This is a genomic window from Bacillus sp. FSL E2-0195 (assembly GCF_038003645.1).
Classification (GTDB): Bacteria; Bacillota; Bacilli; order Bacillales; family Bacillaceae_G; genus Bacillus_A; species Bacillus_A mycoides.
This window is the reverse complement of the sequence record NZ_JBBOPN010000001.1, coordinates 3,948,670-3,973,357: the sequence shown is the minus strand read 5'-3', so window position 1 is coordinate 3,973,357 and position 24,688 is coordinate 3,948,670. Positions and strand designations below refer to the sequence as shown.

The window sequence follows — 24,688 nt, the reverse complement described above, 5'->3', positions numbered from 1 at the left end:
ACTGGCGAGCTTCTTTTTTACTTGAATAAAGATTTAACGAAATCAATGATACTAGAGAAGAAATCTTTTACTTTATCTAGGAAACTTTGCCCTTCTTCAGATCCTAAGAAGGCAGACACATGGTCTTTTGCTTTCTCTAATTGGCTACCAACTTGGTTCCAATCGATATTAAGATTTTTCATTTTATCAAATAACGCTACTAGGCTATCCAACTGTTCATCTGTTAATGTAATACCGAGTTGATCAGCAATTTTTTTAATTAATGTACGTAAATCTTCAGTTGTTTTTGGCTGTTCTTTTGCAATTTCTTCTTTAATTTTTGCAACAAGTTGAACTGCTTTTTCTTCGCCGATTTTATCACCAAGCTGGGCTGTTTGTACCATTTCTTCATTGGCTACTTTTTTTACTTCTTCAGGAATGGCTTTGTTTGATGTTGTTTCATAGGCCTTCATTAAACCTGTTAAAGCAGCAGTTCCTGAAACTTTAAATGGTGCAGTAATTTGAATCTCTGCATCTTTCACACCTGCTGTAATAAGTGCATTTGTGTACATTGCATCTGTTATCGAATTAATGTTTTTTGAGCGTACAATGAGACCTGACCCTGGTTTTGTGTATGTAATCATAGAAGAGGAAATAGCTCTCGTACCAATTTGCGCTTTTGGAACGATGCCCTCTAGAAATTTATGTTCTTCCGCATTAGATACAGTAATAATTTGTGCATCTTTTGGTGCTTTCATTTCTTTCAAAAGATCTTGTTTCTGTTGTTCAGATAAGTTTTCTCCTAGTGTAACAATTGATTCTCCCTCAATGATGTCTGCAAATGAAGCTGTTGGCATAATAAATACGGCTACAGCTAATAGCAGAGCTAGTAATTTCGTTTTCACGAAAAATCGCTCCCTTTCTCTTTCTTAAATTTTCGGGCAACACAGTTATTATAGTATATTTTTCTTATTTGTCACCTAGCTTCTTCCACATTTCAAAAAAGAAGTATGCAGATTGTCGGATTCTTTTTGTTTCTCGTCATGAATATGGTAATATAGTGCTGAGATAGTTGAAAGGAGACATATACATATGAAAACTTTAGGATACATATTAATGGAAAATGGCGAAAAAATCGATTTAGAATTTTTCCCAGAAGAGGCACCAAAAACAGTAGAAAACTTTAAAAAATTAGCAGAGCAAGGATTTTATGATGGTGTGACATTCCACCGCGTTATTCCTGGCTTCGTAAGCCAAGGTGGAGACCCAACAGGCACAGGAGCAGGTGGCCCAGGTTACTCTATCCCATGTGAAACTGATGGAAATCCTCATAGACATCTTGTTGGCTCACTTTCTATGGCACATGCTGGCCGTAATACAGGTGGTAGCCAATTCTTTGTTGTTCATGAGCCACAACCGCATTTAGATGGCGTACATACTGTATTCGGTAAAGCAACAAGCGGTATTGAAACAGTATTAAACATGCGTCAAGGCGATGTAATGAAAGAAGTTAAAGTTTGGGAAGAATAAGTTACGAGAAAAGGAGAGCGATTTTGCTCTCTTTTTTTATTTCCTATAAACAGGGTTGGTATATATTTTAAAGTATATGACACAAATAGGACGGCTACTAACGTTAAATTATATTGTTCATGAGAACACACTTTTAACAAAATACATAGGATGGAGTACGAATTATATGCTTCAATAAATGTATTTCTCTTAACATATTGCTTTTAGTAGAACTACTTTGTTCAAAAGTGGTTAATAAGTGAAATGTGATGAGAAAGGGATTTTCCTTTTAGTTCCTATATAGTATTGTCTCTTTTTTGAGCGGTGTAATAGAAAGAAATAGCGTGGAAACATATATTTGACTTTCTTCTTAACGCTTTGTATGATTATCAAGTTGTTTCAGCCCCTTCTCACTCTGGTAAAAATATTGTAGAATGAATGTGATATGAAAAGAGTGATTGAGGGGATAAATAGTTTGTAACTTTTGTAAGAAGGGATAAGGGTTATGTTAATTCGTTTTAAAAAAAGTTATGAAAAAATTGCAATGGGGCTTCTTTCATTTATGCCAACTGAAAAAGATGTAAAAACATTACAATTGACAATGAAAGAATATGAAGCGAAAGAGGATTGGCAATTGTATTTGTGGAAACAAAATGAAGATTTTGTTGGGATAATGGGGATTATAAAAAAAGAAGATCAGGTATTGGAAATTCAGCATTTGAGCGTGAATCCGTCTCACCGTCATATGGGGATTGGGACGAAGATGGTTCAAGAGCTTAAGAGTAAATTTCTTGAGTTTACAATTTGCGGAAATGAGCAAACAGCAAGTTTTTGCAAAAAGTGTAAAGAGCTTGAACAAAATATACATTCATGAAAGCAGGGATAAGTAGTTTATTATCTCTGCTTTCTTTTTTGTAGTTGCTCGTGTCGCTCAGAAATGACTTCTGTTCGATCACGCAATGTGTGCTTACTTATGATGTATTCACCAGGAATGACGTTCACATCTTTCCAAGAGAGGTTTTGTTTCTTACATAACTGTATGCATTGTTTTTCTAACGATACGTCTAACAATGGTAAAAATAACGGCGCAAAAATTTCCTTTTTGTGGATAGAGTGTAATCTTTCATTTAATAAGAACACAAGTTGTTTATGATCTATTCCTAATTGATGTAAAGATGTACTGTTCTTTTCTAAAAGTGCTATTGCGCTTTTTATCATCTTCTCTGCACCATTCCAGTTGGATCGTCTGTGATGGTATAAGGAAACAGCAATTTGAATGAGACCGACTAAGTAATTGTCGCGTTCTCCTCTAGGTTTTAATTTCCAATACTCTTCTAATATTTCATGACATTCAAAATAATCATAGTCTCCGTGAAAATGAATTAAAAATTGTATGTACTCGGTAGGATACATTTTATTCGCTCCTGTCTAACGGTTATATGTACAGTTTATCATAGAAATATTAACAATAAGCGACTAGGGAAATATCCCTAGTCGCTTTATTGCGTCCTATTAGCAGAAGCAAGCTGCTCCTACAATGATTAGTAAAATGAACAGTACAACAAGTAATGCGAACCCACCGCTAAAACCGCAATCAACGTGACCCATAGTTTTTTGACCTCCTACATTGTTCTTACTACATTGTTATCATATGAAGCGGTGGGCATTATGACATGGGCATAGGTCTATTTTTAATTAAATTTCTTAAAAAGGTTGGATAGAACATGAGTATGCTCTATACTTATGGTGTTATAGAAAAAATGTGGTGGGATGCTTTGTGCAGTATAATTTTAAAGTAGAGGCTTTTGAAGGGCCTTTAGATCTATTGTTACACTTAATAAATCGTTACGAAATTGATATATATAATATTCCTGTAGCGAAAATTACAGAGCAATATCTATCTTATGTCCATACGATGAAAGAATTACAATTAGATGTTGCCAGTGAGTATTTAGTAATGGCTGCAACGTTATTACAAATTAAAAGTAAAATGTTGTTACCGAAACAAGAAGAAGATGTACCTGATAACGGTGAAGACTTTATAGATGATCCTCGTCAAGAATTGATGGAGAGGTTAATTGAATATAAGAAATATAAGCAAGTTGCTACTGAGTTAAAAGAAAGAGAACAAGAAAGAGCACAGCTATATACACGTCCGCCAATTGATTTTACATCATTTCAACAAGAAGAGGAGACAAGCTTACCTCTTGATGTTACGTTATATGATATGTTAGCGGCATTTCAAAAGCTAATGCGTCGTAAAAAAGCAAAAACCCCCGTAACAACGCGAATTACTCGCCAAGAAATACCAATTGCACAGCGAATGACTGATATTCTACAACAGTTAGAAGTAAGAGGCGGTCGTCAAAGCTTTTATGATTTGTTTGCTGATGAAGAACGTGAAATAATGGTTGTAACATTTTTAGCGGTTCTTGAGCTAATGAAAAATCAACAAATCATAATTGAGCAGGAACATAATTTTGATGAAATTTTCGTATCAAGCTCTAATAAATCCGTATAGAGTTGATGTGAAGATGGGATAGAAATATTTTATCTCATGTTAGGTTTTAATGTATCGTTTGGAACGAGAGAAGAAATATTGAACCGAACGCATTTACTGTGATTCGGTTTTTTTATGTGTGTTTTTTATGGGAAATAGGAGAAAGGAGTTCGTAAAATGGATAGAAAAGAACAAAAATCGATTATTGAAGGGCTTTTATTTGTTGCAGGTGACGAAGGGATTTATCCGGAACAGATAGCTAAAGTTCTGGAAGTTGAAGTGGAAGAAGTAATAAACAGTATAGAGGAAATGCAAAAAGAATGCGAAGGATCGAATCGCGGTTTGCAAATTGTACAATATGCAAAAGTGTATCGTTTTGCAACAAAGAAAGAACATGCTTCGTACTATCAAAAATTAATAGATACTCCAACCGCGGCTTCACTTTCTCAAGCAGCTCTTGAAACGTTGGCAATCGTTGCGTACCGTCAACCGATTACAAGGACAGAAATGGAAGAGATTAGAGGTGTGAAAACGGACAAGGCATTACAAACGTTAGTTTCACACTTACTTATAAAAGAAACGGGAAGAGCGGAAGGACCAGGGCGCCCTATTTTATACGGAACGACGAAAGAATTTTTAGATACGTTTGGATTGAAAACATTAGATGATTTACCACCTCTTTCGGAAGAAAATGAACAAATGAATGAAGCAGATTTGTTCTTTGGTTCTTTACAGGAATTATCAAAATAAAAGCTTAGCATTTTGCTAAGCTTTTTTTGTATATCAATTACAGAGCGTGCCATACTAAATGAAAAAAGGAGACGAGTTATGAAAGGTGTACGGAGTATTCTATTGTTGGTTTCTGTTTTATTATGTTTTTCGTTAAACAGCGCATCGGCTAAAAGATATATGATGTCTATTCATACTGCGTCTTCTATACATATGCATCGGCAACATTTTGGTAAAATGAAAGTGAGTTTTTTAAAAGTTGGACAAGGTGATGCGACACTTATTACATTGCCAAATGGTCAAACGATGTTAATAGATGGGGGCCCTTATGAAGCGGGAGAGGTTATTATTCAAAAACTAATTGAAAAAGGAATTAATCATTTAGATGTGATTGTAAGTACTCATCCTGATATGGACCATATAGGGGGGCTTATTCCAATTGTAGAACAAATGCCGGTTTCACTCGTATTAGATAGTGGAAAAACATATAGTTCATTTACTTATCATACGTATCGGAATAATATTAAAAAAAGGGGTATACCTTTCATTTCAGTGAAGGAAGGACAATATATACCGTTAGATCCACATGTTTCTATACAAGTATTAAACAATGGTAAATCGAAAGACGAGAATAACGAGTCCTCAATTGTGTTAAAGATTCGATATGGTAAAGCGGACTTTTTATTAATGGGTGATGCTGATATACGGACGGAAAATGAAATATTAAAGCGATTTGATGTACATGCAGATGTATTAAAAGTTGGGCATCATGGCTCGTATACTTCAACGAGTGAAACATTCTTAAAAAAAGTAGATCCACAATTCGCTATTCTTTCGTACGGGAGTAGAAATCCGTATGGGCATCCTCATCAGAGTGTAGTAAGACGATTAAAACAGCGTGGTATAATGATATATGGAACAAACAAGCGAACTGTGGAAATAGAAACAGATGGTGAACATATTACTATGGGGGCAAGCGGTCTTATGCCATTACTTAAGTAACTAATTATATTAAGAGATTATTATCCATTTTGGTAAAAATGGATAATATATATTAGAATGAAAAAGAAATCAATTTCCTTTTTTCGCTGAACGAAGAGGAAATTTCATTAGAATGTATAGACAACTACTTGTGTGTATATTAAGATGGAATTAGGCGAATAAGGTAATAATAATAAGTAGGTATTTCATGGGAAAGGGTCGATGAAAATGAAAACGCAAGTTGTCATCAATGCCGAAATTTATACAGGTAAAGAAGTAGTGGGAAACGGATTTATTCGTTACACAGAAACAGTTAAAGAAATTGGTTTGATGGCTCAATATGTATCACAAGAAAATGAAACTGTGTTAGATGTGGCAGGAAAGATTGTGATTCCAGGTATGATTGATGTTCATATTCATGGTGGATACGATATTGATGCGATGGATGCAAATAGCGATGGATTAGTAACTCTTGGTAAAGAAATGTTAAAAGAAGGAGTTACAACTTACTTCCCAACAACAATGACACAAGCTCCAGAAGCGATTGAAGCGGCGCTAAGTGCTGCGAAGGAAGCGAAAGACAAAGGAGCACATTTCGAATATATTCACTTAGAAGGACCATATGTTTCAAAAAAACGTGCGGGTGCACAACCACTTGAACATATTGTTCCTGCGAGTATCGAGCAATTTAAACAATGGCAGGAAGCAAGCGGTAATCTAATTAAATTAGTAACATATGCACCGGAAGAAGAAGGTGCGTTAGAGTTTGAACAGTATCTTGCTGAAACAGGTGTTGTTGGCACAATGGGGCATACAGATGCAATTGATGCACAACTGAAAAATAGAAACATTACACATGCAACACATTTATACAATCAAATGCGTGGATTACATCATCGTGAACCAGGAGTTGTTGGTCATGTGTTATTAAATCCAGATGTAATGGTTGAAGTAATTACAGATGGTATTCACATTCACCCTGATATGGTGAAATTAGCATATAAATTAAAAGGACCGAAAAAAGTAAGTGTCATTACAGATGCAATGCGTGCAAAAGGTCTTGAAGAAGGATTATATGAGCTTGGCGGACAGCCAGTACATGTAAAAGATGGCAGTGCCCGATTAGAAGATGGAACGTTAGCTGGTAGTATTTTAAAAATGGATCAAGCTTTCCGAAATGTAATTGAATTTACAGGATGTTCAATCGAGGAGGCAGTGTTAATGACATCAGTTAACCAAGCAGAAGAATTTGGATTAAATAATAAAGGCGCGTTAGCGGTAGGTAAAGATGCAGACTTTGTTGTTATGACTGAAGAATTACATGTATATGATACGGTTCGTTTAGGAATTCATATGAAGGAAGGGAAGTAATTAGATGAATATTCTTGTTGTAAAAACTCCAGAAGAATTAGCAGAAGCAGGTTATAAGTTAATTAAAGAGGTTGTAAAATCAAAAGAAAATCCAACTTTAGGAATGGCTACAGGAAGCTCTCCATTAGGTATTTATGCAGAAATGCGAAAAAATAAACTTGATACAAGTCATGCAACCACTGTAAACTTAGATGAGTACGTAAATTTACCACACGAAGATAAAAACAGCTATCACTATTTCATGCAAGAACAGTTGTTTGATCATCTTCCATTTAAACAAACTTATGTACCGAATGGGATGGCAAGTGATTTAGAGGAAGAGTGCAAGCGTTATGAAGGCATTCTAGTAGCTAACCCAGTTGACTTACAGATTCTTGGAATCGGTGAAAACGGTCACATCGGATTTAATGAGCCAGGAACACCATTTAATTCTCCAACTAACATTGTAGAATTAACAGAATCTACACGCCAAGCAAACCTTCGCTTCTTTGAAAATGAAGAAGATGTGCCGACTCATGCGATTACAATGGGAATTGGAAGTATTATGAAAGCGAAACAAATTCTACTTGTTGCTATGGGATCTAAAAAGGCAGAAGCTATTAAAGAATTATTGCAAGGTGAATGTAGTGAGGCGTGTCCTGCTACAGTTTTACAACGTCATCCGAATGTAACCGTAATCGCAGATCCAGAAGCTCTATCTTTATGCAGTGAGGCGATTGCTGATGAACATCGACAAGTATTCACCATTTCCGATTTATTATCAGATTCAAGAGTGGGTGAAACAGCTAATTGAGGAAGGCGAATGGAAGCCGGGAGATAAAATTCCATCTGAGAATGAACTTTGTGATAAGTTCGAAGTGAGTCGTATGACAATCAGACAGGCGATTAATAACTTAGTGGAACAAGGTTATTTATACCGGAAACGTGGGATTGGAACGTTCGTCCAACTTCCGAAAGTGGAGCAAAAGTTGCAAGGAATGACGGGATTCACAGAAGATATGATATCTCGTGGTATGAAGCCGAGCAGCCAGTTATTAAGTTTCCGCCTAGTTCCAGCTACTGCTAAAATAGCAGACCGGCTGAGAATACAAGAGGGAGAATCGGTTTATGAAGTGAGGCGTACGCGCTTAGCTGATGACGAACCGATTGCATTTGAGACGACATATTTGTCGCCAACTCTTGTGAAAGATATTAACGAAGAAATATTACAACAATCTTTATATGAACATTTAGAGAAAAAACTGGGCTTTAAGCTTGTTCGCGCTACTCAATCAATTGAAGCTTCAATTGCAACGGATAATGAAGCTGAACATCTGCATATTCCTAAAAAGGCGCCTGTACTTGTAATGCGTCAATGGTCATATTCAGAAGGTGAGTTACCGTTAGAGTATGTGAAATGTATTTATCGTGGGGATCGTTACAAGTTTATTACGAACATCGCACGTAACAAGTAATATATTTCAGTTTGTGAAGTACAGTGAACTTTGATGTTTTCAACATGTAAAGAAATAAAAATACGACTCATCCTTATAAGGATCGAGTCGTATTTTTATTTGCTTCTTCATTATAAACAAGTACTTGGTTAACGGCATCTTTGACAGCATCTACTACATAGTGAGCGTGCTCTTTTACCGCATCATCAGCTTGAGACATAGCAAAACTATGAGGAGTTAAGGAAAACATTGGAATATCATTGTAAGAATCCCCTATGCATGCAACCTCCTCTGGTTGTATTTGAAACTCTTGTAATAAAACAGAAATAGCAGAACCTTTACTAATATTTGGTGGCATTACATCTAAACATTGTTCAGCTGAAATGAAAGTACTAACTTTTCCATGGAATTTTTCATCGATCTTTTTTTGAAGGAGTTGTAAGTTTTCCTTTGTTCCACCGATAGAAATTTTATTTGGAAAAATTGTATCATCGATTTTCTGTAATAAATTTGGTTCTTCAACAGAAGTCATTGCTACTTGTTTTTCGAGTTCATGAATAAAAGGTGTCTTTTCTTCAATATAGTAATTATGCTCATCACTTACATAACGGAAATAAGGGTCTTGATTTGTCATAGCTAGTAAATCAGGAAGAATGCTGGAATCAAAATTTGCGGATAATAGTTGCTTATTTTCATTAGTGTATACAAACACACCATTTACACTAATACGATGGAAATTTGTATTTACAGCTTTCATTAAGTCTGCGATTTCATTATCAAGTCGTCCAGAAGCGAAGCAAAGAATAACATTTTGCTCAGCAAGACTGCGAAGTGCCGCAACATCCTGTTCATCAATCAGACCTCCATGCTGCATCATTGTACCGTCAATATCACTTACAAACATTTTAATCATGTTGCTATCTCCTTTCTATGTACAGTTGCTCTTACATTATACGTATCATATACAAACATGTCTAAAAAATGAATTTTTATCAAATGGTAGATGTTTTACATTGACGACAAAGAAGAATGTTCTGTAACATAAAAGTAGGCTATTTAAGTACGAGGGTGGTGTTATATGAGTAATTATCTAGAAATTAAAAAAGTTTTAAATAATAATGTCATCATTGCTAGCCATCCTGAACACGAGGAAGTAGTAGTGATCGGTAAAGGAATTGGATTTGGAAAAAAGGCTGAAGATGTGTTGGAGCAAGAACAAATTGAGAAAATGTTTGTTTTAAAAAATGAACGTGATCGAGAACAATACAAACTTTTAGTGCCGCATGTGAGTGAAAAGCTAATTGAATTGATGAATGATATTATGTTATACATTCAAGAAAAAGCGGAGTCTCCATTAAATGAACATATTCATATCGCTTTAACAGATCATATTTCTTTTGCAATTAAAAGGCTGAAACAAGGACTTACAATAGATAATCCTTTTTTAGTTGAAACGAAAATGCTATATCCAGAGGAATATGAAATTGCTGAAGGAGTTGTGAAACTTTTAAATTCTCGTTTGCAAATTACATTACCAGAAGGAGAAGTTGGCTTTATCGCACTCCATATTTATAGCTCGCTTACAAACTCTGATTTATCTTCTGTTAATCAAAATTCTCGTCTTATTGCACAACTTGTGTCTTTAATTGAGACAAACCTACAAATTACATTAGACCAAGAAAGCATTCATTATTTACGCCTTATTCGCCATTTACAATATGCTATTGAACGGGTGAAAAAAGGAGAAAAAGTAGAAGAAGCACAAAGTTTTGCTGATTTATTAAAATTAGAATATCCAGTTTGTTACAATTTGGCGTGGAAGCTAGTCAAAGTAATGCAGAACGAATTACAACTTCCTGTTTATGAAGCGGAGAGTATTTATTTAACGATGCATTTACAACGATTAGTGAAAGCAGAACATGTGTAAAAAGACATATATTTTTGTCTAAAATGAAAACGTTAAAAAAAATGATTGAATCGCTTACAATAGTTATGTATAATAACTATTGCAAAGTTATACAAAATTCGACAAACACATTAAGGTAAATAACGAAAACGTTTGCTTTAATTATAGTGAACTTATACGTAATCCTATTTTTGACACGTGTTACTGATTCGATCAGGCATGAGTGGAGAAAAGTTGGGAATGTAAGCTAAAGAAAGGGACATACTACCCTTTGTATAGCTATCGTTCTATCTTTTTTTTCCTCATGCCTTTTTGGCGTTTGTCGAAAAGTATCAATATAGATAAGAGAGGAAGGGTTTCCATGTTTAAGAAGATCTTTGGTGTTCTTCAAAAAGTCGGAAAAGCGCTTATGCTTCCAGTAGCGATTTTACCGGCAGCAGGTATTTTACTTGGATTTGGTAATGCATTTCAAAATCCACAACTAACAAATGTTATCCCTGCTTTAAAAGCAGATTGGTTCGTAATGGTTGCAAAAATTATGGAACAATCTGGCGATATTATTTTCGCTAACCTTGCGCTATTATTCGCAGTTGGGGTAGCGATCGGTTTAGCTGGTGGAGACGGAGTAGCTGGTTTAGCAGCGTTCGTCGGATACTTAATTATGAACAAAACGATGAGTGTGTTCTTAGAAGTAGATAAACTAGTGAAAGTAACAAGCACTGGAACAGATCCAGTGAAAATTGGATTTTCAGATCCAGCATATGCAAACGTATTAGGAATTCCAACGCTGCAAACAGGAGTGTTTGGTGGTATTATCGTCGGGATAGTAGCGGCATATTGTTATAATAAATACTTCAACATTGAATTACCATCATACTTAGGTTTCTTTGCAGGTAAGCGTTTCGTACCAATCGCAACTGCAACATTCTCTTTAGTGGTAGGTATTATCATGTGCTTCATTTGGCCATACATTCAGGGTGGCTTAAATACGTTCTCACATCAAATGATTGATGCAAATAGAACGATAGCAGCATTTATATTCGGTTTAATCGAACGTTCATTAATTCCATTTGGATTACATCATATTTTCTATTCACCGTTCTGGTTCGAATTCGGTCAGTATACAAATGCAGCTGGCGAATTAATCCGTGGTGACCAAAAAATCTTTATGGCACAGTTAAAAGACGGCGTAGAATTGACAGCAGGTACATTTACAACTGGTAAGTATCCGTTCATGATGTTCGGTCTTCCAGCAGCAGCTTTAGCAATGTACCATGAAGCACGTCCGGAAAATAAAAAATTAGCAGCTGGTATTTTAGGATCTGCTGCATTAACATCTTTCTTAACAGGTATTACAGAACCGCTTGAATTTTCATTCTTATTCGTAGCACCAGTATTATTCGGAATTCATGCAGTATTCGCTGGTCTATCATTTATGACAATGCAAATTTTAGGTGTTAAAATTGGTATGACATTCTCTGGTGGTTTAATTGACTTCATATTATTCGGTGTACTACCAGGTCGTACGGCATGGTGGTGGGTAATTATTGTTGGTCTTGTACTAGCAGTTATTTACTACTTCGGATTCCGTTTCGCAATCCGTAAATGGAACTTAAAAACACCTGGTCGTGAAGTAGCGAATGCTAATGAAGGCGCAGGGAAAACAGAAGCAGGAGAACTTCCACGTGAAGTATTAGTAGCACTTGGTGGTAAAGAAAATATTGCTTCGTTAGATGCTTGTATTACTCGTTTACGCGTTCAAGTTAACGAACAAAAAGATGTAAATAAAGACCGCTTAAAAGAGCTTGGAGCAGCCGGTGTACTTGAAGTTGGAAATAACATTCAAGCTATTTTCGGACCGAAATCTGACACATTAAAATCACAAATTCATGATATTATGTCAGGTCGTACACCTCATGTTGAAAAAGAAGCGCCTGTAAAAGTGGAAGAAGCTCCTCAACAGGTTGATGAAAATGAAACAATCGTTTCACCAATTGAAGGGAAAATCTTACCGATTACAGAAGTACCTGACCAAGTATTCTCAGGGAAAATGATGGGAGATGGATTTGCGATTGAGCCAACAGAAGGAACAGTAGTTTCTCCGGTTAATGGTGAGATTGTAAATGTATTCCCTACAAAACATGCGATTGGTATTCAGTCTGAAGGCGGAAAAGAAATTTTAATCCACTTCGGTATTGATACTGTAAAATTAAATGGTGAAGGCTTTGAAGCGCTTGTAGCACAAGGTGATAAAGTGAAGCAAGGACAACCATTATTAAAAGTAGATCTTGCATTTGTAAAAGAAAATGCACCATCTATTATTACACCAATCGTCTTTACGAATTTACAACAAGGGCAACAAGTCGAATTGAAAAAAGATGGAAATGTTAAGAAGGGCGAAAACGCTATTATTGACATTCAGTAGGAATTTGACGCAAAATGTTTATAATTATAATAGGCGATGTGGTTGACCGAACATCGCCTATTATATACAATAGATGATGTAGTACTCACGTCTATACAACTAAAAAAATAATGTATTTGAAGGAGATAAATTATCATGGAAAAAATCTTTAAAGTAACTAGCGACTCAGGAATTCATGCTCGTCCAGCAACTCTACTTGTAAACACTGCAAGCAAATTTGGTTCTGACATCAACTTAGAGTATAACGGAAAAAACGTTAACTTAAAATCAATCATGGGTGTTATGTCTTTAGGAATTCAACAAGGCGCGGAAATTAAGGTCACTGCAAATGGTGATGATGCAGCTCAAGCACTAGCAGCTATCGAAGAAACTATGAAAAACGAAGGATTAGGAGAATAATGACTCTTAACATTCAAGGGATCGCTGCATCAAGTGGGATTGCTATTGCAAAGGCTTTCAGACTTGAGAATCCTGAATTTAACATTGAAAAGAAATCAATTACAAACGAAGCTGCTGAAATTGCACGCTTAGACGCTGCGCTTGAGAAAGCAAAATCTGAACTAGAAGCTATTAAGGACCACGCTTTTGCTGAGCTAGGTGCTGATAAAGCTGCTATCTTTGAAGCACATTTATTAGTATTAAATGATCCGGAATTAGTAAATCCAGTAAAAGATAAAGTAAATAGCGAAAAAGTAAATGCTGAATTTGCAATGGATGAAGTTGCATCAATGTTTATTTCTATGTTTGAAAACATGGATAACGAATACATGAAAGAACGTGCTGCGGATATTCGCGACGTAACAAAACGTGTTCTTGCGCATTTACTAGGAATTAACTTCTCAAACCCTGGTACAATTTCTGAAGAAGTAATCATCATTGCTGAAGATTTAACACCATCTGATACAGCTCAGTTAAACCGTAAGTATGCAAAAGGTTTCACAACTGATATCGGTGGACGTACATCTCACTCTGCAATTATGGCTCGTTCTATGGAAATTCCGGCTGTTGTTGGTACGAAGGTTGTTATGGAGAAAATCCAAAACGGCGATATCGTAATCATTGACGGTTTAGATGGAGAAGTAATTGTAAACCCATCTGAAGAAACTCTTCGTTCTTTTGAAGAAAAGAAAGCGAAATTTGAAGAGCAAAAAGCTGTATGGGCAAAATTAAAAGACCAAGCAACTGTAACAAGTGATGGACATCACGTTGAGCTTGTTGCTAATATCGGAACACCAAATGATGTACAAGGTATTATCGATAATGGCGGAGAAGGCGTTGGTTTATACCGTACAGAATTCTTATACATGGGCCGTGACAATCTTCCAACAGAAGAAGAGCAGTTCGAAGCGTATAAAGCAGTTCTTGAAGGTGTAAAAGAAGATCAACCAGTCGTTGTTCGTACACTTGACATCGGTGGAGATAAAGAGCTTCCATACTTACATTTACCAAAAGAAATGAACCCATTCTTAGGATACCGTGCAATTCGCTTATGTCTTGATGAGCAAGATGTGTTCCGTACACAACTTCGTGCATTACTTCGTGCTAGCGTATACGGTAACTTAAAAATTATGTTCCCAATGATTGCAACTCTTGATGAGTTCCGTCAAGCGAAAGCAATCTTATTAGAAGAGAAAGAAAGACTTGTTCAAGCGGGTACAACTGTTTCTGATTCTATTGAAGTTGGTATGATGGTTGAAATTCCAGCTTCAGCAGTATTAGCAGATCAGTTCGCAAAAGAAGTTGATTTCTTCTCTATCGGAACAAATGACTTAATCCAATACACAATGGCTGCAGACCGTATGAACGAACAAGTAGCTTACTTATACCAACCATATAACCCATCTATTTTACGTCTTGTAAAAATGGTTATCGATGCTGCTCATAAAGAGGGCAAATGGGCTGGTATGTGTGGTGAGATGGCGGGAGATTCACTTGCTATCCCATTATTATTAGGCTTAGGTTTAGATGAGTTCAGTATGAGTGCAACATCTATTCTTCCTGCAAGAACACAACTAAGCAAGTTGTCAAAAGCAGAAATGGAAACATTAGCAGAAAAAGCATTAATGATGTCAACTGCTGAAGAAGTTGTTGAATTAGTTAAAAGCATATAATAGTAAAAAAACCTGAGTCGATTCGAAATCGATCTCAGGTTTTTTTGCTACATATACCTTAGGTGATTTTATTGTTTAAACTTATCTTAAAGAGCAATTGCGATAACATCTTCTGGGCAAACACGTAAAATCCCTTCAAATCTATCGTCATTACGATTGTTTCCATTCTTATCATCTTTGTTGTTGTCTTTGTCGTCATCTCTTCTTAATGCAGAGAATAGAGCAATACCGTTACAGAACCCCTCAAAAACTAAATTGCGGAATGTTCCATTTCCTTTTAGTTTAAGAAGCGAAATCTCAGTGCCTATAGAAAGATGTGCAAGTACGTTACATACAGCAGCTCGTTGTGGTCTAACTTCTTCTCTCTCTTTCTCGCGATGTTCGCGATGGTCACACTCTCTTTCACGATGATGACAGTCTCTAAAGTTATCACAGCATCCAAATGATCCAAACATAATCCTCATCACCCCCTTCACACTTATAATCTATGTAAGTTCGGTAGTCGGTGACTGGACAGATAATGAAAATTTTTCTAGGGGATTTTCTCATTTTAAATGACTAGATGGGTATTTAGTATGGAATGATGTTTAAAATAGGGGAAATATCACAAAAAAATGTAAAGACCACCTCAATGAAATAAATTAGGTAGCCTTTACACTTTTTTGCTTTTATATAAAACGATGATATATACAGGAAGAGCTAGGAGTAGTGGTGCAATGGATCGTGCAGTGTGTTTTTCTGCTTCTAATTGTAACGCTTCTTCTTTTGGGAATTGTAACACTGATATGTTTGCAGCATCGCCAATAAAATATAGCAGTAGTACAGTTACTATGTAACTTAAAAGTGCGATAAAGCTTCCGTATGAACTCAATGAAAATCCCTCTCTTGTTATCTATTTGTTATCATTGTATCACAATTGTAACAAAAATACACGGTTATATTTCAATGCTTTAACAAATTTCGACACAAAACGCCATATTTGTTTATAGTGATAGCGTAAAAATTACAATTTCTCTATGTGTAGATGTCGAATAATACATTGTAATATTACGGATGTGTGACAGAATATAAAAAAACGAAGGTAATGAAATTACCTTCGTTTTTATTATTTCGCCCATTCACTTACTTGTTCTACGCTCATGCGCGGTGCAGGGTGACCTTTTAAAGTGGATTCACCAATTGTAATAAGCATAATTGGTACGTAACGAGATGAAACATTAAATTCTTCCATTAGTGCTTGTGGGTTGAAACCACCAATTGCGCAAGTATCCCAGCCAGTTGCTTTAGCAGCAAGCATAAGTTGCATTGCTGCTAAAGCAGCATTTGAAAAGGCAGCATCTCGTGGGTATTGCTCACGAGTATATGCAGATTCAATATTTTTAGCTAAGCGCTCTTTTGCGTCTGCTTTCATAAATCCTTGTTCTACAATTGGACCGTAAACAGGTTCAACATTTTTATATGCCTCTAAATCACCTAAAATAGCGACTACGGCAGAAGCATCAAGAATTTGTTGTTGGTTATAGGCAATTGGGTGTAATCGTTTTTGTACATCTTCGCCTTGGAAAACAAGGAATTTCCAGTGTTGCAAGTTCCAAGCAGAAGGTGCTTGCGCAGCTGCTTTTAAAATTTCATGTAACTCTGTAGATGAAATTTCTTTTTCAGGGTTGAATGCACGTGTAGATGTGCGTTCATATAAAACGTTAAAAAAGTCATTGTTTGTCATTATATATCCTCCAAATTACATATCAACTTAATATAAAATAAATGTAATATACTCTACTTACATTTTGTAAGTTATTGAATTTAAGAATATAATACCTTTATTTTAATTGTCAAGTTTTAAATAGTAAGGCAGGGCATTCATACAAACGATACAATTCATATAATCATACACTAAAAAAGGAATTTCCAGAGCAGATAAGCGAAGATAACATTCTCAATTAGCTTGTTAATATGAGTTCCTCATAATTCTTTATAAAATGATTGTGAGGAATTCAGTAGAACAAGATATATGAAGTGAGTGAAGACTAGTGATGAACATACTACATTTTTTATTAGAGAATACTGTTTTCCAAAATGTATTACAAGATCTTCAGTTGAATGTCCTTTATATAGAAGATGGATGTACACATCAACAAACGATAGAAAACGTCCATCCAAAATGTATGTTTATAGCAAATAGTTTTGAAGAAGGAGAAATATTGTTTCATAGAACTAGACCACATATTGTAATTATGTATGTAACAGATTTTGCTCAAATAAAATATATAAAGAATATATATGATTCACGGAGTACATTCATTATCATTTGGGATCAACAGATAAACAATGAGTTTGCAGATTTACTACTGTTAGGAATACGTAATATTGTTATAGCACCAGTAACCCCACAAGTGGTACTAGAGGAAGTGAATAAGAGTTTATATCAACTTTCTTTAGTGCGGCAAGTAGGTTTACAACAAGAATTACTTCAAACGATGTTTGATTTTCAAAATGATTTATTATTTATAGTAGAAGATGATGAGATTGTTGATTGTAACACGAATTTTTTACAATTCTTCGGACATGATAATTTATTTACGTATCGTGAAAAACATTTAGTGTTTGCAGAACATCTTATTAGAGAGAACGGATATTATTCGACGACTCACGATATAACATGGCTGGATGATACTTTATCAAATGGAAGAAGAATTAAAATGTATAATTATGAAGGAGAAGCATTTACTTTTCTATTACGTGCGACACCATTACCAGAAGACTTATCACGATTTATAGTAAAATGCACAGAGATTACAGAATTAGATGAAATCTATCAAGAGCAAGAAAGATTGGCTATGATAGATTCATTGACAGAAATATATAATCGCTTGAAATTCCAACAAATATTGGAGACAGAGTGGGAGAATGTATTACGTAATGATGAAAAAGTTGCACTTATTTTGTTTGATATAGATAATTTTAAATCAGTAAATGACACATATGGTCATGATTTTGGCGATTTAGCATTAGTACAACTTGCAGATCTTATGAAATCTAAAGTTGAAGATCAACATGTATTTGCAAGATGGGGAGGAGAGGAATTTATAATATTAGTGACAAATACGGTAGAAAAAGAAGCGTTTCAAGTTGCGGAATCATTGCGATTTTTCATTGAAACAAAGCATTTCTCTGGAATTTCGAAATTAACAGCGAGTTTTGGAGTTGCGTTATATGAGCAAGGGATTACAAGAGAAGAGTTAATGCAAAGAGCGGATATTGCGTTATATGAAGCGAAAAAAAATGGGAAAAATCAAGTATGTATATATAGAAAAGAAAAAATGTGATTTTTCGCAACAAATTGTTGCGATTTTTTTTTATTACTTGATAATAGAATATGGGGGCCATTTTAACCGAGAAGCCCCCACTTCAAGTAAGCTCGCAAGAGAGACTAAGTGGTGGGTAGTTCACATGAAGTAATTACGGAGGAACAATATGATAAAAAAAATAATGGTTATGGCTTCACTGTCTGCTGTAGTTTGCGGCGGAGTATACTATTTTCTCTATAGTCCCGATTCAAAGGAACAAGCAGTATTAACAACAAAGGTAACTCCTGCTATTGAGTCAGAGGTACAGGATAATATAGAAGAAGTACAAAAAATTGATTATGCTAGTATATCTCAAAAGTTAAATCAGTATTTAGTAGGAAAGCAATTTAATGGGACAGTTTTGGTGACAGATAAAGAGCATGTTATATTGAATAAAGGATATGGATATGCTGATGTTCAAAATAAAATAGAAAATACGCCTCAAACAAAATATCGTATCGGTTCTATTACGAAAACAGTTGTTGCTACATCCATTCTACAGTTACAAGAACAAGGGAAGTTAAATATCCAAGATAATGTAAATAAATACATTCCTTCATTTCCAGCAGATAAACACATCACGTTATATCACTTATTAACGCATACATCTGGTTTACCGGAAAATGGGGAAGGGAAGGTTAATGTAGCTTCACGTATAAATTTAGTAACTTGGATTGGAAGTCAAAAATTAGAGTTTCCACCAGGAACAGGTTGGAAGTATACGGATTATAATTATATGGTGCTCGCTTATATTATAGAAAATATAACGAAAAAGCCTTTAGGAGACTATGTAAAAGAAAATATATTTACAAAGGCCGAGATGCATGAATCAGGTATGGGAAATATGGTGCCTGGAGATAAAAACTTCACGAAGGGGTATGTGAAGAAAGATCAAGAGCTTGTACTAGCACAAAAATTAGGAATGGACTGGTTATATGGATCGGGTGAGATGTATACGACAGTAGGGGATATGAAAAAATTAGATGAAGCGATTATAAATGGAAAGCTTCTTTCTGAACAAAGTATACAAGCGATGTTTACACCTTCACAAGAAAGAAAATATGCATTTAGTTTTTACATATATCCAGATTATTTCCATAACCATGGTGTACTATCTGGTTGGAACACTTTCAATAATTTTAATAAAGAAAAAGGAACTTTTGTTATTTTATTTTCAAATGTGAAAAATAGTATGGATGATGATTTTAATAAAGAGTTCCGAAAGATGGTAAATGATTTATTAGAACAAAGGGGATGAGAAGATGGAAAATAAAAATTTATCAATAGGTTTCATTGGTATTGGTGTAATGGGAAAAAGTATGGTACATCATTTAATGCAAGGCGGTCATAAAGTATATGTATATAATAGAACGAAAGCGAAGGCAGCTTCTTTAGTGCAAGAGGGTGCGACTTGGTGTTATACACCGAAAGCGTTAGTAAAGCAAGTTGATGTTGTTATGACGATGGTTGGTTATCCTCATGATGTAGAAGAAGTGTACTTTGGGATTGATGGAATTTTAGAACATGCAAATGAAGGTACGATAGCAATTGACTTTACAACATCTACACCAACATTGGCAAAACGTATTAATGAAGTTGCGAAAAGCAAGAATATATATACATTAGATGCACCAGTATCTGGCGGGGACATTGGGGCTAAAGAAGCAAGACTAGCAATTATGGTCGGTGGAGAGAACAGAATATATGATATTTGCTTACCTCTATTTGAAAAACTAGGAACAAATATTCAGTTGCAAGGCCCTGCTGGGAGTGGACAACATACAAAAATGTGCAATCAAATAGCAATTGCTTCTAACATGATAGGAGTATGTGAAGCGGTAGCATATGCGAAAAAGGCTGGACTTAATGCAGATAAAGTATTAGAGAGTATTTCGACAGGAGCAGCAGGTAGCTGGTCATTAAGTAATTTAGCTCCTCGAATGTTAAAAGGAGATTTTGAACCTGGCTTTTATGTAAAGCATTTTATGAAAGATATGAAGATTGCTTTAGATGAAGCTGAAAAATTACAATTACCAGTACCGGGTTTAACCCTAGCGAAGGAATTGTATGAAGAGCTAATCGCAGATGGAAAAGAGAATAGCGGAACACAAGTATTATACAAAAAGTATATAAGGGGGTAAATGGAATGGATCTCCAAAAGTTTGACGAGATGATTGATGCTGTGCAGCGAGCAACTTGTGTACAGATTAATGATAAGCAAAAAGAAGCTTTTAAACAAAAATACGATTTTGGACCAGATTTTGAATATGGAAGAGATGAGAAAGGGCATTATGTTATCCGAAGCTCGAAAAAGATGTTAGAGGAAATGGAGTTTTATTTGGCATTGAAATATGATCGAGATGGAATTGTCCTTTATATGCATGCTGAGATTGAAGGGACATGTCATGTATCCGTTAGCTACAGTGAAGATGCACTTCATTTGCAAGAATTGTTTCAATTTCTAGAAGAAAATAAATAAAAAGTCCTCATTTGAGGACTTTTTATTTATTTAGGCAGGCATAATATTTAAGTTGGATAATTTATCCCGCTATTTGTGGGCAGTAAAACTCCCACTGATTAAAGTTTCACTTTATAGGCTGGAAGCGCGGCGGCATCGTTCAATTGGGAATGGAATAACTTGGGCAATGTGATTAGGGCCGAGCTGTTTCGCGCGAGCATGGCGTAGTATATAAAATGCGCACAGAATAGAAACAGGAATAGCACCATATAAACCGAAAAATAAAGCGCTTACACATGATGCGACAAAACCTAAAACACCAACTTCTAATTCTTCCATAATAGCTCCTAAAATGACAGGAATAGCTCCGCATGTAACTCCTAGTATAAGTGCGATAAGTAAACTCATGATTATCCCCCTCTGTTTGCAATATTCTTTTCCTTCTTATTAGTTGTAGTATATCATACGTAAAACAGAATTTTCAGAAAAATTTCAAAAAAAGTTCAATAAATGTTCAAAAAAAATTCCGAAATATACTTGATAAAGTGGAATTGTGATTCGAGATATTTGATTTAAACAAACGAAAGGGAAAAATCATTTCAGTAAATAAAAAATCAGGCTTACTTCAATGTTATGAAATAAGCCTGGTCCATAGGAGGATGTATATATGTAGAGTGAATAAAAGGTTGGAAAAGGGGTTCCAAGTTCTTTTATTCAACTAGCTACCTTAATAAATTGGAACCCAACCTTCTGTTGTAACAAAAATACGAATAGCTACAACTTGGCGATCATCTTGTAAGGTGAAATAGTGTCTTGCATTTTCAGGCACAGATATAAGATCACCAGGCTCGAGTTCAACGTCAAAGAATCGACCATCTTTTCCTTCAATAGCGAAGATGCCATGACCGCTGACAATAAAGCGAACTTCATCGTCAGTATGATGGTGTTCTTTTTGGAAATTAATTAATAACTCGTCAAGGTTAGGTGTGCTATTTGAAAGTGAAATCACATCATATGCTTTATAACCTCTGCGCTCTGAAACATCAGCAATTTCTTTTGAAAACAACGTTAATATTTCAGCTTTGTTTTCATCTGTTAAGGAGTAATTTTCTTTTAAATGAGTAGGAAGTTTAGAAATATTCCATTTCTTATATAAAACATCTTCTCCTTGTAGAAAGTTTGATACTGCTACTTCATTTTCAATACGAGTATTTTCCTCATGAATACGAATTTGCGCCATTAGAAACGCCTCCTTGAATTGATAATAATTTTATATGAAATTGGAATAAAAACTCATAAGCTTCTAATCTTTTTTTTGCATCAAAGCTATCACGGCCCCATACGGTAATGCCATGGTTTCGAATTAATACTGCTCCTGAATCTCCTTGTATATGCTTTCGGAATTTCTCTCCAAGCGTCGGGATATGAGCATCATTTTCGATAATAGGAATGTTAATCGTTGCACCTTCTTCCCAAATATCAAGAGCTTTAATAATCTCTTGATTTTGAAGGGTGACTGCATCACTATACAAATTTGTGATGACATTGTTATCAGTTGTATGAACATGAAGTACGCACCCGGCGTTCGTATTGTTATAAATATGTGTATGCAATATTGTTTCTGCCGAAGGGCGTAACTCAGTTTCTAAAACGGGAACTCCTTGATGATTTACTAATAAAAAATCATCTGGAGTGGTTTTGGTTTTATCTTTGCCACTTGCTGTAATAAGAAAAGTAAGGGGATCATGACTGACTTTTATAGAAATATTTCCACTCGTTGCTGGAAACCAATTCCGAGTTGTTAATTCTTTTTTAATTTCACTTAAGTCATACCATTGACGAAAAAGTTGTTTCATAATTTCACCTCCAACAAATGTTTTAGTTCAGCTAGAACATCGTGAAATGTTTCAAACGGTGTATAAGCAATACGATTTTCTTCACACTGTGTAATAAGGAAGTCACGGGCGAATACTTTATCTGCTTGTTTTGTTGCTTGTAAATCAGTAATAGAATCTCCAATCACAATATGAAAATCATCTTTAGAGCTTAGTTCACGAATTAATGATGATTTACAGAGACCACAACTATGCTGACATTGCTCGTCACAAGGGTGCGGCCATTTCACTTCAACAAATTCTCCTGAAAAGTCAGTTGCATTACAATAAATTTGTTCTTTAGGGATTATTTCTTGTAAGAGTGGATAGACGAAGAAATCCATTCCACCTGATATAACGTAAAAGGAAATGTTATTTTCATTAATGAATTGTATGAATTCATGAAAACCTGTACGGATTTCAGCAGTTTCTTGTAAAAACTGAATAATATCATCGTGTAGATTAATAGGTATTAATCGAAATAATTGAGAAACACCTTCTTGAATAGAAAGTTCTTGCGATAAAATTTTTTGCTTTATTTCCTCTGCTTCTGGTGGTGCGAATTTTTCCATAATGGACATGATATTATCGTTATTTGTAATCGTACCATCGAAATCACAAAATACTTGAATACTCATAATTTCACCTCATGAGAAGGATTTCCCCATATTTGTAGTGCGCTATGCAAATTTATTTCATCCACTTCATGGAGTGGTTTACCTTGTAAAGTAGCTTCAATTGCAGCACGGAAAGCTTTGCCACCACCTTGAGCTCCATTTGGATGCCCATGAATCCCGCCGCCGGCATTAATAACAACATCCTTACCAAAATCTCGTAAAATAAAGGGAACGAAACCAGGATGAATTCCAGCAGATGGAACAGAAAAACTTTTCTTGAAATAGTGGTCTTCCTCAGTTAATGCTTCTGTAATGAGAAGAGCTTCCTCTTTTTCTAATGCAACGTTGCCGTATGGTGATGGGAATAAAGAGAAATCAGCACCAGCGTAACGTAGTAATTTTCCAAGTAGTAATGGAGAAGAGAAACCGTATAGTTTCGATGATGAATATGCACCACTTACAGCAGGGTGTGCCATAATAGGAATTGGAATTTCATCGTCTTCTACAAGTGCTTGCAGTACATCTAATCCATAAGAAAATACATTAAATAAAAGAATGTCTGCTCCAGCTACCACCGCACGTTTCGCGTTTTCTTTTAAATCATAAGTTCGACCTGTTAAATTTACTGCGTATAAAGTTTTATGCCCGTAAGTTTCGTATACAGATTGTAAAACTTCTTTCCCAGATTCAATTCTTTTTATAAGTGGTGTTAATGAGTTTTCGAATAAAATTTCATCATCTTTTACAATATCTACGCCTCCAATTGCCTGATCGCGTAGTTGAGTTTTTAAATATCCAATATTCCGTCCTATCATCCCTTTGAAAATACTCATTAGAAGAGGTCGATCTTGAACTTGTAAAAGGTTTCGGATGCCTTCAATTCCAAATTTTGGTCCAGGGAACTGTTTCTTTAATTCGTCTGAGAATGTTAAATCAATTAGTTTAATTTCTCCATCTAACGAAAGTTTTCCAAATGTTGTTGTCAAAATGGCTGGTAAGTCAGGGCTAAAGTTCAGCGATGGATAATGAATTTTAATGAGTCCACGTGATACTTTTTTGCCAAGGTAAGAGTTAATATGTTCTTGTTCGTCTAACGCTTCAATATGAATGACATTGCCTTTATGTTGTTTTAATTGTTCTTGTAATAAGTGTGGTAAATGAGTCCATGAACCAATTGTTAAACCGATTGCAATTTGTTCTGCTTTCTTTTCTAAGTTGTGAGAATCATCGTGGATTAAATATGTCGCTATAATTCCGCTCATTGTTATACCCTCCTAGTTAAATAAAAAAACCTCTCAGCTAAGGAGAGGTTTTTTTACAACCAGCTCCTTATCTGTCAGCGTAACGCTGCGAGAATTAGCACCGTGTCTACAATTGTAGATCGGTTGCCGGGTTTCGTCGGGCTCGTCCCTCCACCTGCTCTTGATAAGAAGTATTTAGAAATGTTT

The 24,688-nt window shown here is 35.3% G+C and carries 28 protein-coding genes and 1 riboswitch; of the genes, 16 read left to right on the top strand and 12 right to left on the bottom strand.

Annotated features, from left to right (window positions below; genetic code table 11):
* Window positions 1-17: 17 nt before the first annotated feature.
* Window positions 18-884, bottom strand: coding sequence for a DUF1002 domain-containing protein (locus MHH59_RS20350; RefSeq protein WP_002014912.1), 867 nt, complete (start codon window positions 882-884; stop codon window positions 18-20).
* A 187-nt stretch (window positions 885-1,071) separates the two neighbouring features.
* Between MHH59_RS20350 and MHH59_RS20345 the strand changes: the two genes are divergently transcribed.
* On the top strand, window positions 1,072-1,509 hold the full coding sequence (locus MHH59_RS20345; RefSeq protein WP_000853785.1) for a peptidylprolyl isomerase: 438 nt from the start codon (window positions 1,072-1,074) through the stop codon (window positions 1,507-1,509).
* 484 nt (window positions 1,510-1,993) lie between these two features.
* Window positions 1,994-2,362: a GNAT family N-acetyltransferase RibT gene (ribT, locus tag MHH59_RS20340; protein ID WP_000908403.1), complete on the top strand. Its 369-nt coding sequence runs from the start codon at window positions 1,994-1,996 to the stop codon at window positions 2,360-2,362.
* Window positions 2,363-2,382: 20 nt separating this feature from the next.
* Here the strand turns inward: ribT and MHH59_RS20335 are convergent, their stop codons facing one another.
* Together MHH59_RS20335 and MHH59_RS20330 are read right to left on the bottom strand one after the other, a co-directional pair.
* A complete protein-coding gene (locus MHH59_RS20335; RefSeq protein WP_201056887.1) occupies window positions 2,383-2,901 on the bottom strand; it encodes a DUF309 domain-containing protein in 519 nt (172 codons plus the stop codon).
* 99 nt (window positions 2,902-3,000) lie between these two features.
* Window positions 3,001-3,096, bottom strand: a complete 96-nt coding sequence (locus tag MHH59_RS20330; RefSeq protein WP_000510194.1) for a YjcZ family sporulation protein — start codon at window positions 3,094-3,096, stop codon at window positions 3,001-3,003.
* A gap of 169 nt (window positions 3,097-3,265) precedes the next feature.
* Here MHH59_RS20330 and MHH59_RS20325 point away from each other — a divergent pair, with 169 nt between their 5' ends.
* The 6 genes from MHH59_RS20325 (at window position 3,266) to phnF (ending at window position 8,523) form a co-directional block, all read left to right on the top strand.
* Entirely contained in the window at window positions 3,266-4,009 is a 744-nt protein-coding gene (locus tag MHH59_RS20325) for a segregation/condensation protein A (RefSeq protein WP_002143025.1), read from the top strand.
* A gap of 156 nt (window positions 4,010-4,165) precedes the next feature.
* Window positions 4,166-4,738, top strand: a complete 573-nt coding sequence (gene scpB / locus MHH59_RS20320) for an SMC-Scp complex subunit ScpB (protein ID WP_002128944.1) — start codon at window positions 4,166-4,168, stop codon at window positions 4,736-4,738.
* Window positions 4,739-4,816: 78 nt separating this feature from the next.
* Window positions 4,817-5,719 (top strand): ComEC/Rec2 family competence protein, encoded by a 903-nt coding sequence (locus MHH59_RS20315; RefSeq protein WP_201056886.1) that lies wholly within the window; start codon window positions 4,817-4,819, stop codon window positions 5,717-5,719.
* Between the two features lie 207 nt (window positions 5,720-5,926).
* Window positions 5,927-7,069 (top strand): N-acetylglucosamine-6-phosphate deacetylase, encoded by a 1,143-nt coding sequence (nagA, locus tag MHH59_RS20310; protein ID WP_201053674.1) that lies wholly within the window; start codon window positions 5,927-5,929, stop codon window positions 7,067-7,069.
* A gap of 4 nt (window positions 7,070-7,073) precedes the next feature.
* A complete protein-coding gene (gene nagB, locus MHH59_RS20305) occupies window positions 7,074-7,862 on the top strand; it encodes a glucosamine-6-phosphate deaminase (protein WP_201052923.1) in 789 nt (262 codons plus the stop codon).
* Window positions 7,792-8,523 (top strand): phosphonate metabolism transcriptional regulator PhnF, encoded by a 732-nt coding sequence (phnF, locus tag MHH59_RS20300; protein WP_078172874.1) that lies wholly within the window; start codon window positions 7,792-7,794, stop codon window positions 8,521-8,523. The genes nagB and phnF overlap by 71 nt, the downstream gene beginning before the upstream one ends.
* Window positions 8,524-8,596: 73 nt before the next feature.
* Here phnF and MHH59_RS20295 read toward each other — a convergent pair whose 3' ends face one another.
* Entirely contained in the window at window positions 8,597-9,415 is an 819-nt protein-coding gene (locus MHH59_RS20295; protein WP_002014903.1) for a Cof-type HAD-IIB family hydrolase, read from the bottom strand.
* Window positions 9,416-9,580: 165 nt separating this feature from the next.
* Here MHH59_RS20295 and glcT point away from each other — a divergent pair, with 165 nt between their 5' ends.
* The 4 genes from glcT (at window position 9,581) to ptsP (ending at window position 14,944) form a co-directional block, all read left to right on the top strand.
* Window positions 9,581-10,429: a glucose PTS transporter transcription antiterminator GlcT gene (gene glcT, locus MHH59_RS20290; protein WP_002033914.1), complete on the top strand. Its 849-nt coding sequence runs from the start codon at window positions 9,581-9,583 to the stop codon at window positions 10,427-10,429.
* A gap of 340 nt (window positions 10,430-10,769) precedes the next feature.
* A complete protein-coding gene (gene ptsG / locus MHH59_RS20285) occupies window positions 10,770-12,833 on the top strand; it encodes a PTS glucose transporter subunit IIABC (RefSeq protein WP_078177782.1) in 2,064 nt (687 codons plus the stop codon).
* A gap of 135 nt (window positions 12,834-12,968) precedes the next feature.
* Window positions 12,969-13,232 carry a phosphocarrier protein HPr gene (gene ptsH, locus MHH59_RS20280; protein ID WP_002033915.1) on the top strand — a complete coding sequence of 88 codons (264 nt, stop codon included), beginning with the start codon at window positions 12,969-12,971 and terminating at the stop codon, window positions 13,230-13,232.
* The gene (gene ptsP / locus MHH59_RS20275) at window positions 13,232-14,944 is read left to right on the top strand and encodes a phosphoenolpyruvate--protein phosphotransferase (RefSeq protein WP_201052914.1); all 1,713 of its coding nucleotides are present in this window, start codon (window positions 13,232-13,234) and stop codon (window positions 14,942-14,944) included. Before ptsH ends, ptsP begins: the two co-directional genes overlap by 1 nt.
* A gap of 86 nt (window positions 14,945-15,030) precedes the next feature.
* On the opposite strand, the gene MHH59_RS20270 is transcribed toward ptsP, so the two are convergent.
* From MHH59_RS20270 to MHH59_RS20260, 3 genes are all read right to left on the bottom strand, one after another.
* Window positions 15,031-15,399 (bottom strand): DUF3915 family protein, encoded by a 369-nt coding sequence (locus MHH59_RS20270; RefSeq protein ID WP_050000339.1) that lies wholly within the window; start codon window positions 15,397-15,399, stop codon window positions 15,031-15,033.
* Window positions 15,400-15,596: 197 nt separating this feature from the next.
* Entirely contained in the window at window positions 15,597-15,815 is a 219-nt protein-coding gene (locus tag MHH59_RS20265; protein WP_002088422.1) for a hypothetical protein, read from the bottom strand.
* Between the two features lie 234 nt (window positions 15,816-16,049).
* Window positions 16,050-16,667: a nitroreductase family protein gene (locus MHH59_RS20260; RefSeq protein ID WP_002033918.1), complete on the bottom strand. Its 618-nt coding sequence runs from the start codon at window positions 16,665-16,667 to the stop codon at window positions 16,050-16,052.
* A gap of 310 nt (window positions 16,668-16,977) precedes the next feature.
* Between MHH59_RS20260 and MHH59_RS20255 the strand changes: the two genes are divergently transcribed.
* The 4 genes from MHH59_RS20255 (at window position 16,978) to MHH59_RS20240 (ending at window position 20,770) form a co-directional block, all read left to right on the top strand.
* Entirely contained in the window at window positions 16,978-18,270 is a 1,293-nt protein-coding gene (locus MHH59_RS20255; RefSeq protein WP_078177784.1) for a sensor domain-containing diguanylate cyclase, read from the top strand.
* A 148-nt stretch (window positions 18,271-18,418) separates the two neighbouring features.
* On the top strand, window positions 18,419-19,549 hold the full coding sequence (locus tag MHH59_RS20250) for a serine hydrolase domain-containing protein (RefSeq protein ID WP_050000341.1): 1,131 nt from the start codon (window positions 18,419-18,421) through the stop codon (window positions 19,547-19,549).
* A gap of 4 nt (window positions 19,550-19,553) precedes the next feature.
* Complete coding sequence (locus MHH59_RS20245; RefSeq protein ID WP_340852199.1) at window positions 19,554-20,432, top strand: NAD(P)-dependent oxidoreductase; 879 nt, start codon at window positions 19,554-19,556, stop codon at window positions 20,430-20,432.
* A gap of 5 nt (window positions 20,433-20,437) precedes the next feature.
* Window positions 20,438-20,770 (top strand): DUF3909 family protein, encoded by a 333-nt coding sequence (locus MHH59_RS20240; RefSeq protein WP_002014892.1) that lies wholly within the window; start codon window positions 20,438-20,440, stop codon window positions 20,768-20,770.
* Window positions 20,771-20,881: 111 nt separating this feature from the next.
* Here the strand turns inward: MHH59_RS20240 and MHH59_RS20235 are convergent, their stop codons facing one another.
* The 5 genes from MHH59_RS20235 to mtnW form a co-directional block, all read right to left on the bottom strand.
* A complete protein-coding gene (locus MHH59_RS20235; protein WP_002014891.1) occupies window positions 20,882-21,157 on the bottom strand; it encodes a hypothetical protein in 276 nt (91 codons plus the stop codon).
* A 319-nt stretch (window positions 21,158-21,476) separates the two neighbouring features.
* Window positions 21,477-21,989: a 1,2-dihydroxy-3-keto-5-methylthiopentene dioxygenase gene (locus tag MHH59_RS20230; RefSeq protein WP_340852197.1), complete on the bottom strand. Its 513-nt coding sequence runs from the start codon at window positions 21,987-21,989 to the stop codon at window positions 21,477-21,479.
* Window positions 21,967-22,605 (bottom strand): methylthioribulose 1-phosphate dehydratase, encoded by a 639-nt coding sequence (locus MHH59_RS20225; RefSeq protein ID WP_002128926.1) that lies wholly within the window; start codon window positions 22,603-22,605, stop codon window positions 21,967-21,969. The genes MHH59_RS20230 and MHH59_RS20225 overlap by 23 nt, the downstream gene beginning before the upstream one ends.
* Window positions 22,602-23,261 carry a 2-hydroxy-3-keto-5-methylthiopentenyl-1-phosphate phosphatase gene (locus MHH59_RS20220; protein ID WP_340852195.1) on the bottom strand — a complete coding sequence of 220 codons (660 nt, stop codon included), beginning with the start codon at window positions 23,259-23,261 and terminating at the stop codon, window positions 22,602-22,604. The genes MHH59_RS20225 and MHH59_RS20220 overlap by 4 nt, the downstream gene beginning before the upstream one ends.
* A complete protein-coding gene (mtnW, locus tag MHH59_RS20215; RefSeq protein WP_002167727.1) occupies window positions 23,258-24,502 on the bottom strand; it encodes a 2,3-diketo-5-methylthiopentyl-1-phosphate enolase in 1,245 nt (414 codons plus the stop codon). Before mtnW ends, MHH59_RS20220 begins: the two co-directional genes overlap by 4 nt.
* Window positions 24,503-24,566: 64 nt before the next feature.
* A riboswitch (SAM riboswitch) is annotated at window positions 24,567-24,672 on the bottom strand.
* Window positions 24,673-24,688: the final 16 nt, after the last annotated feature.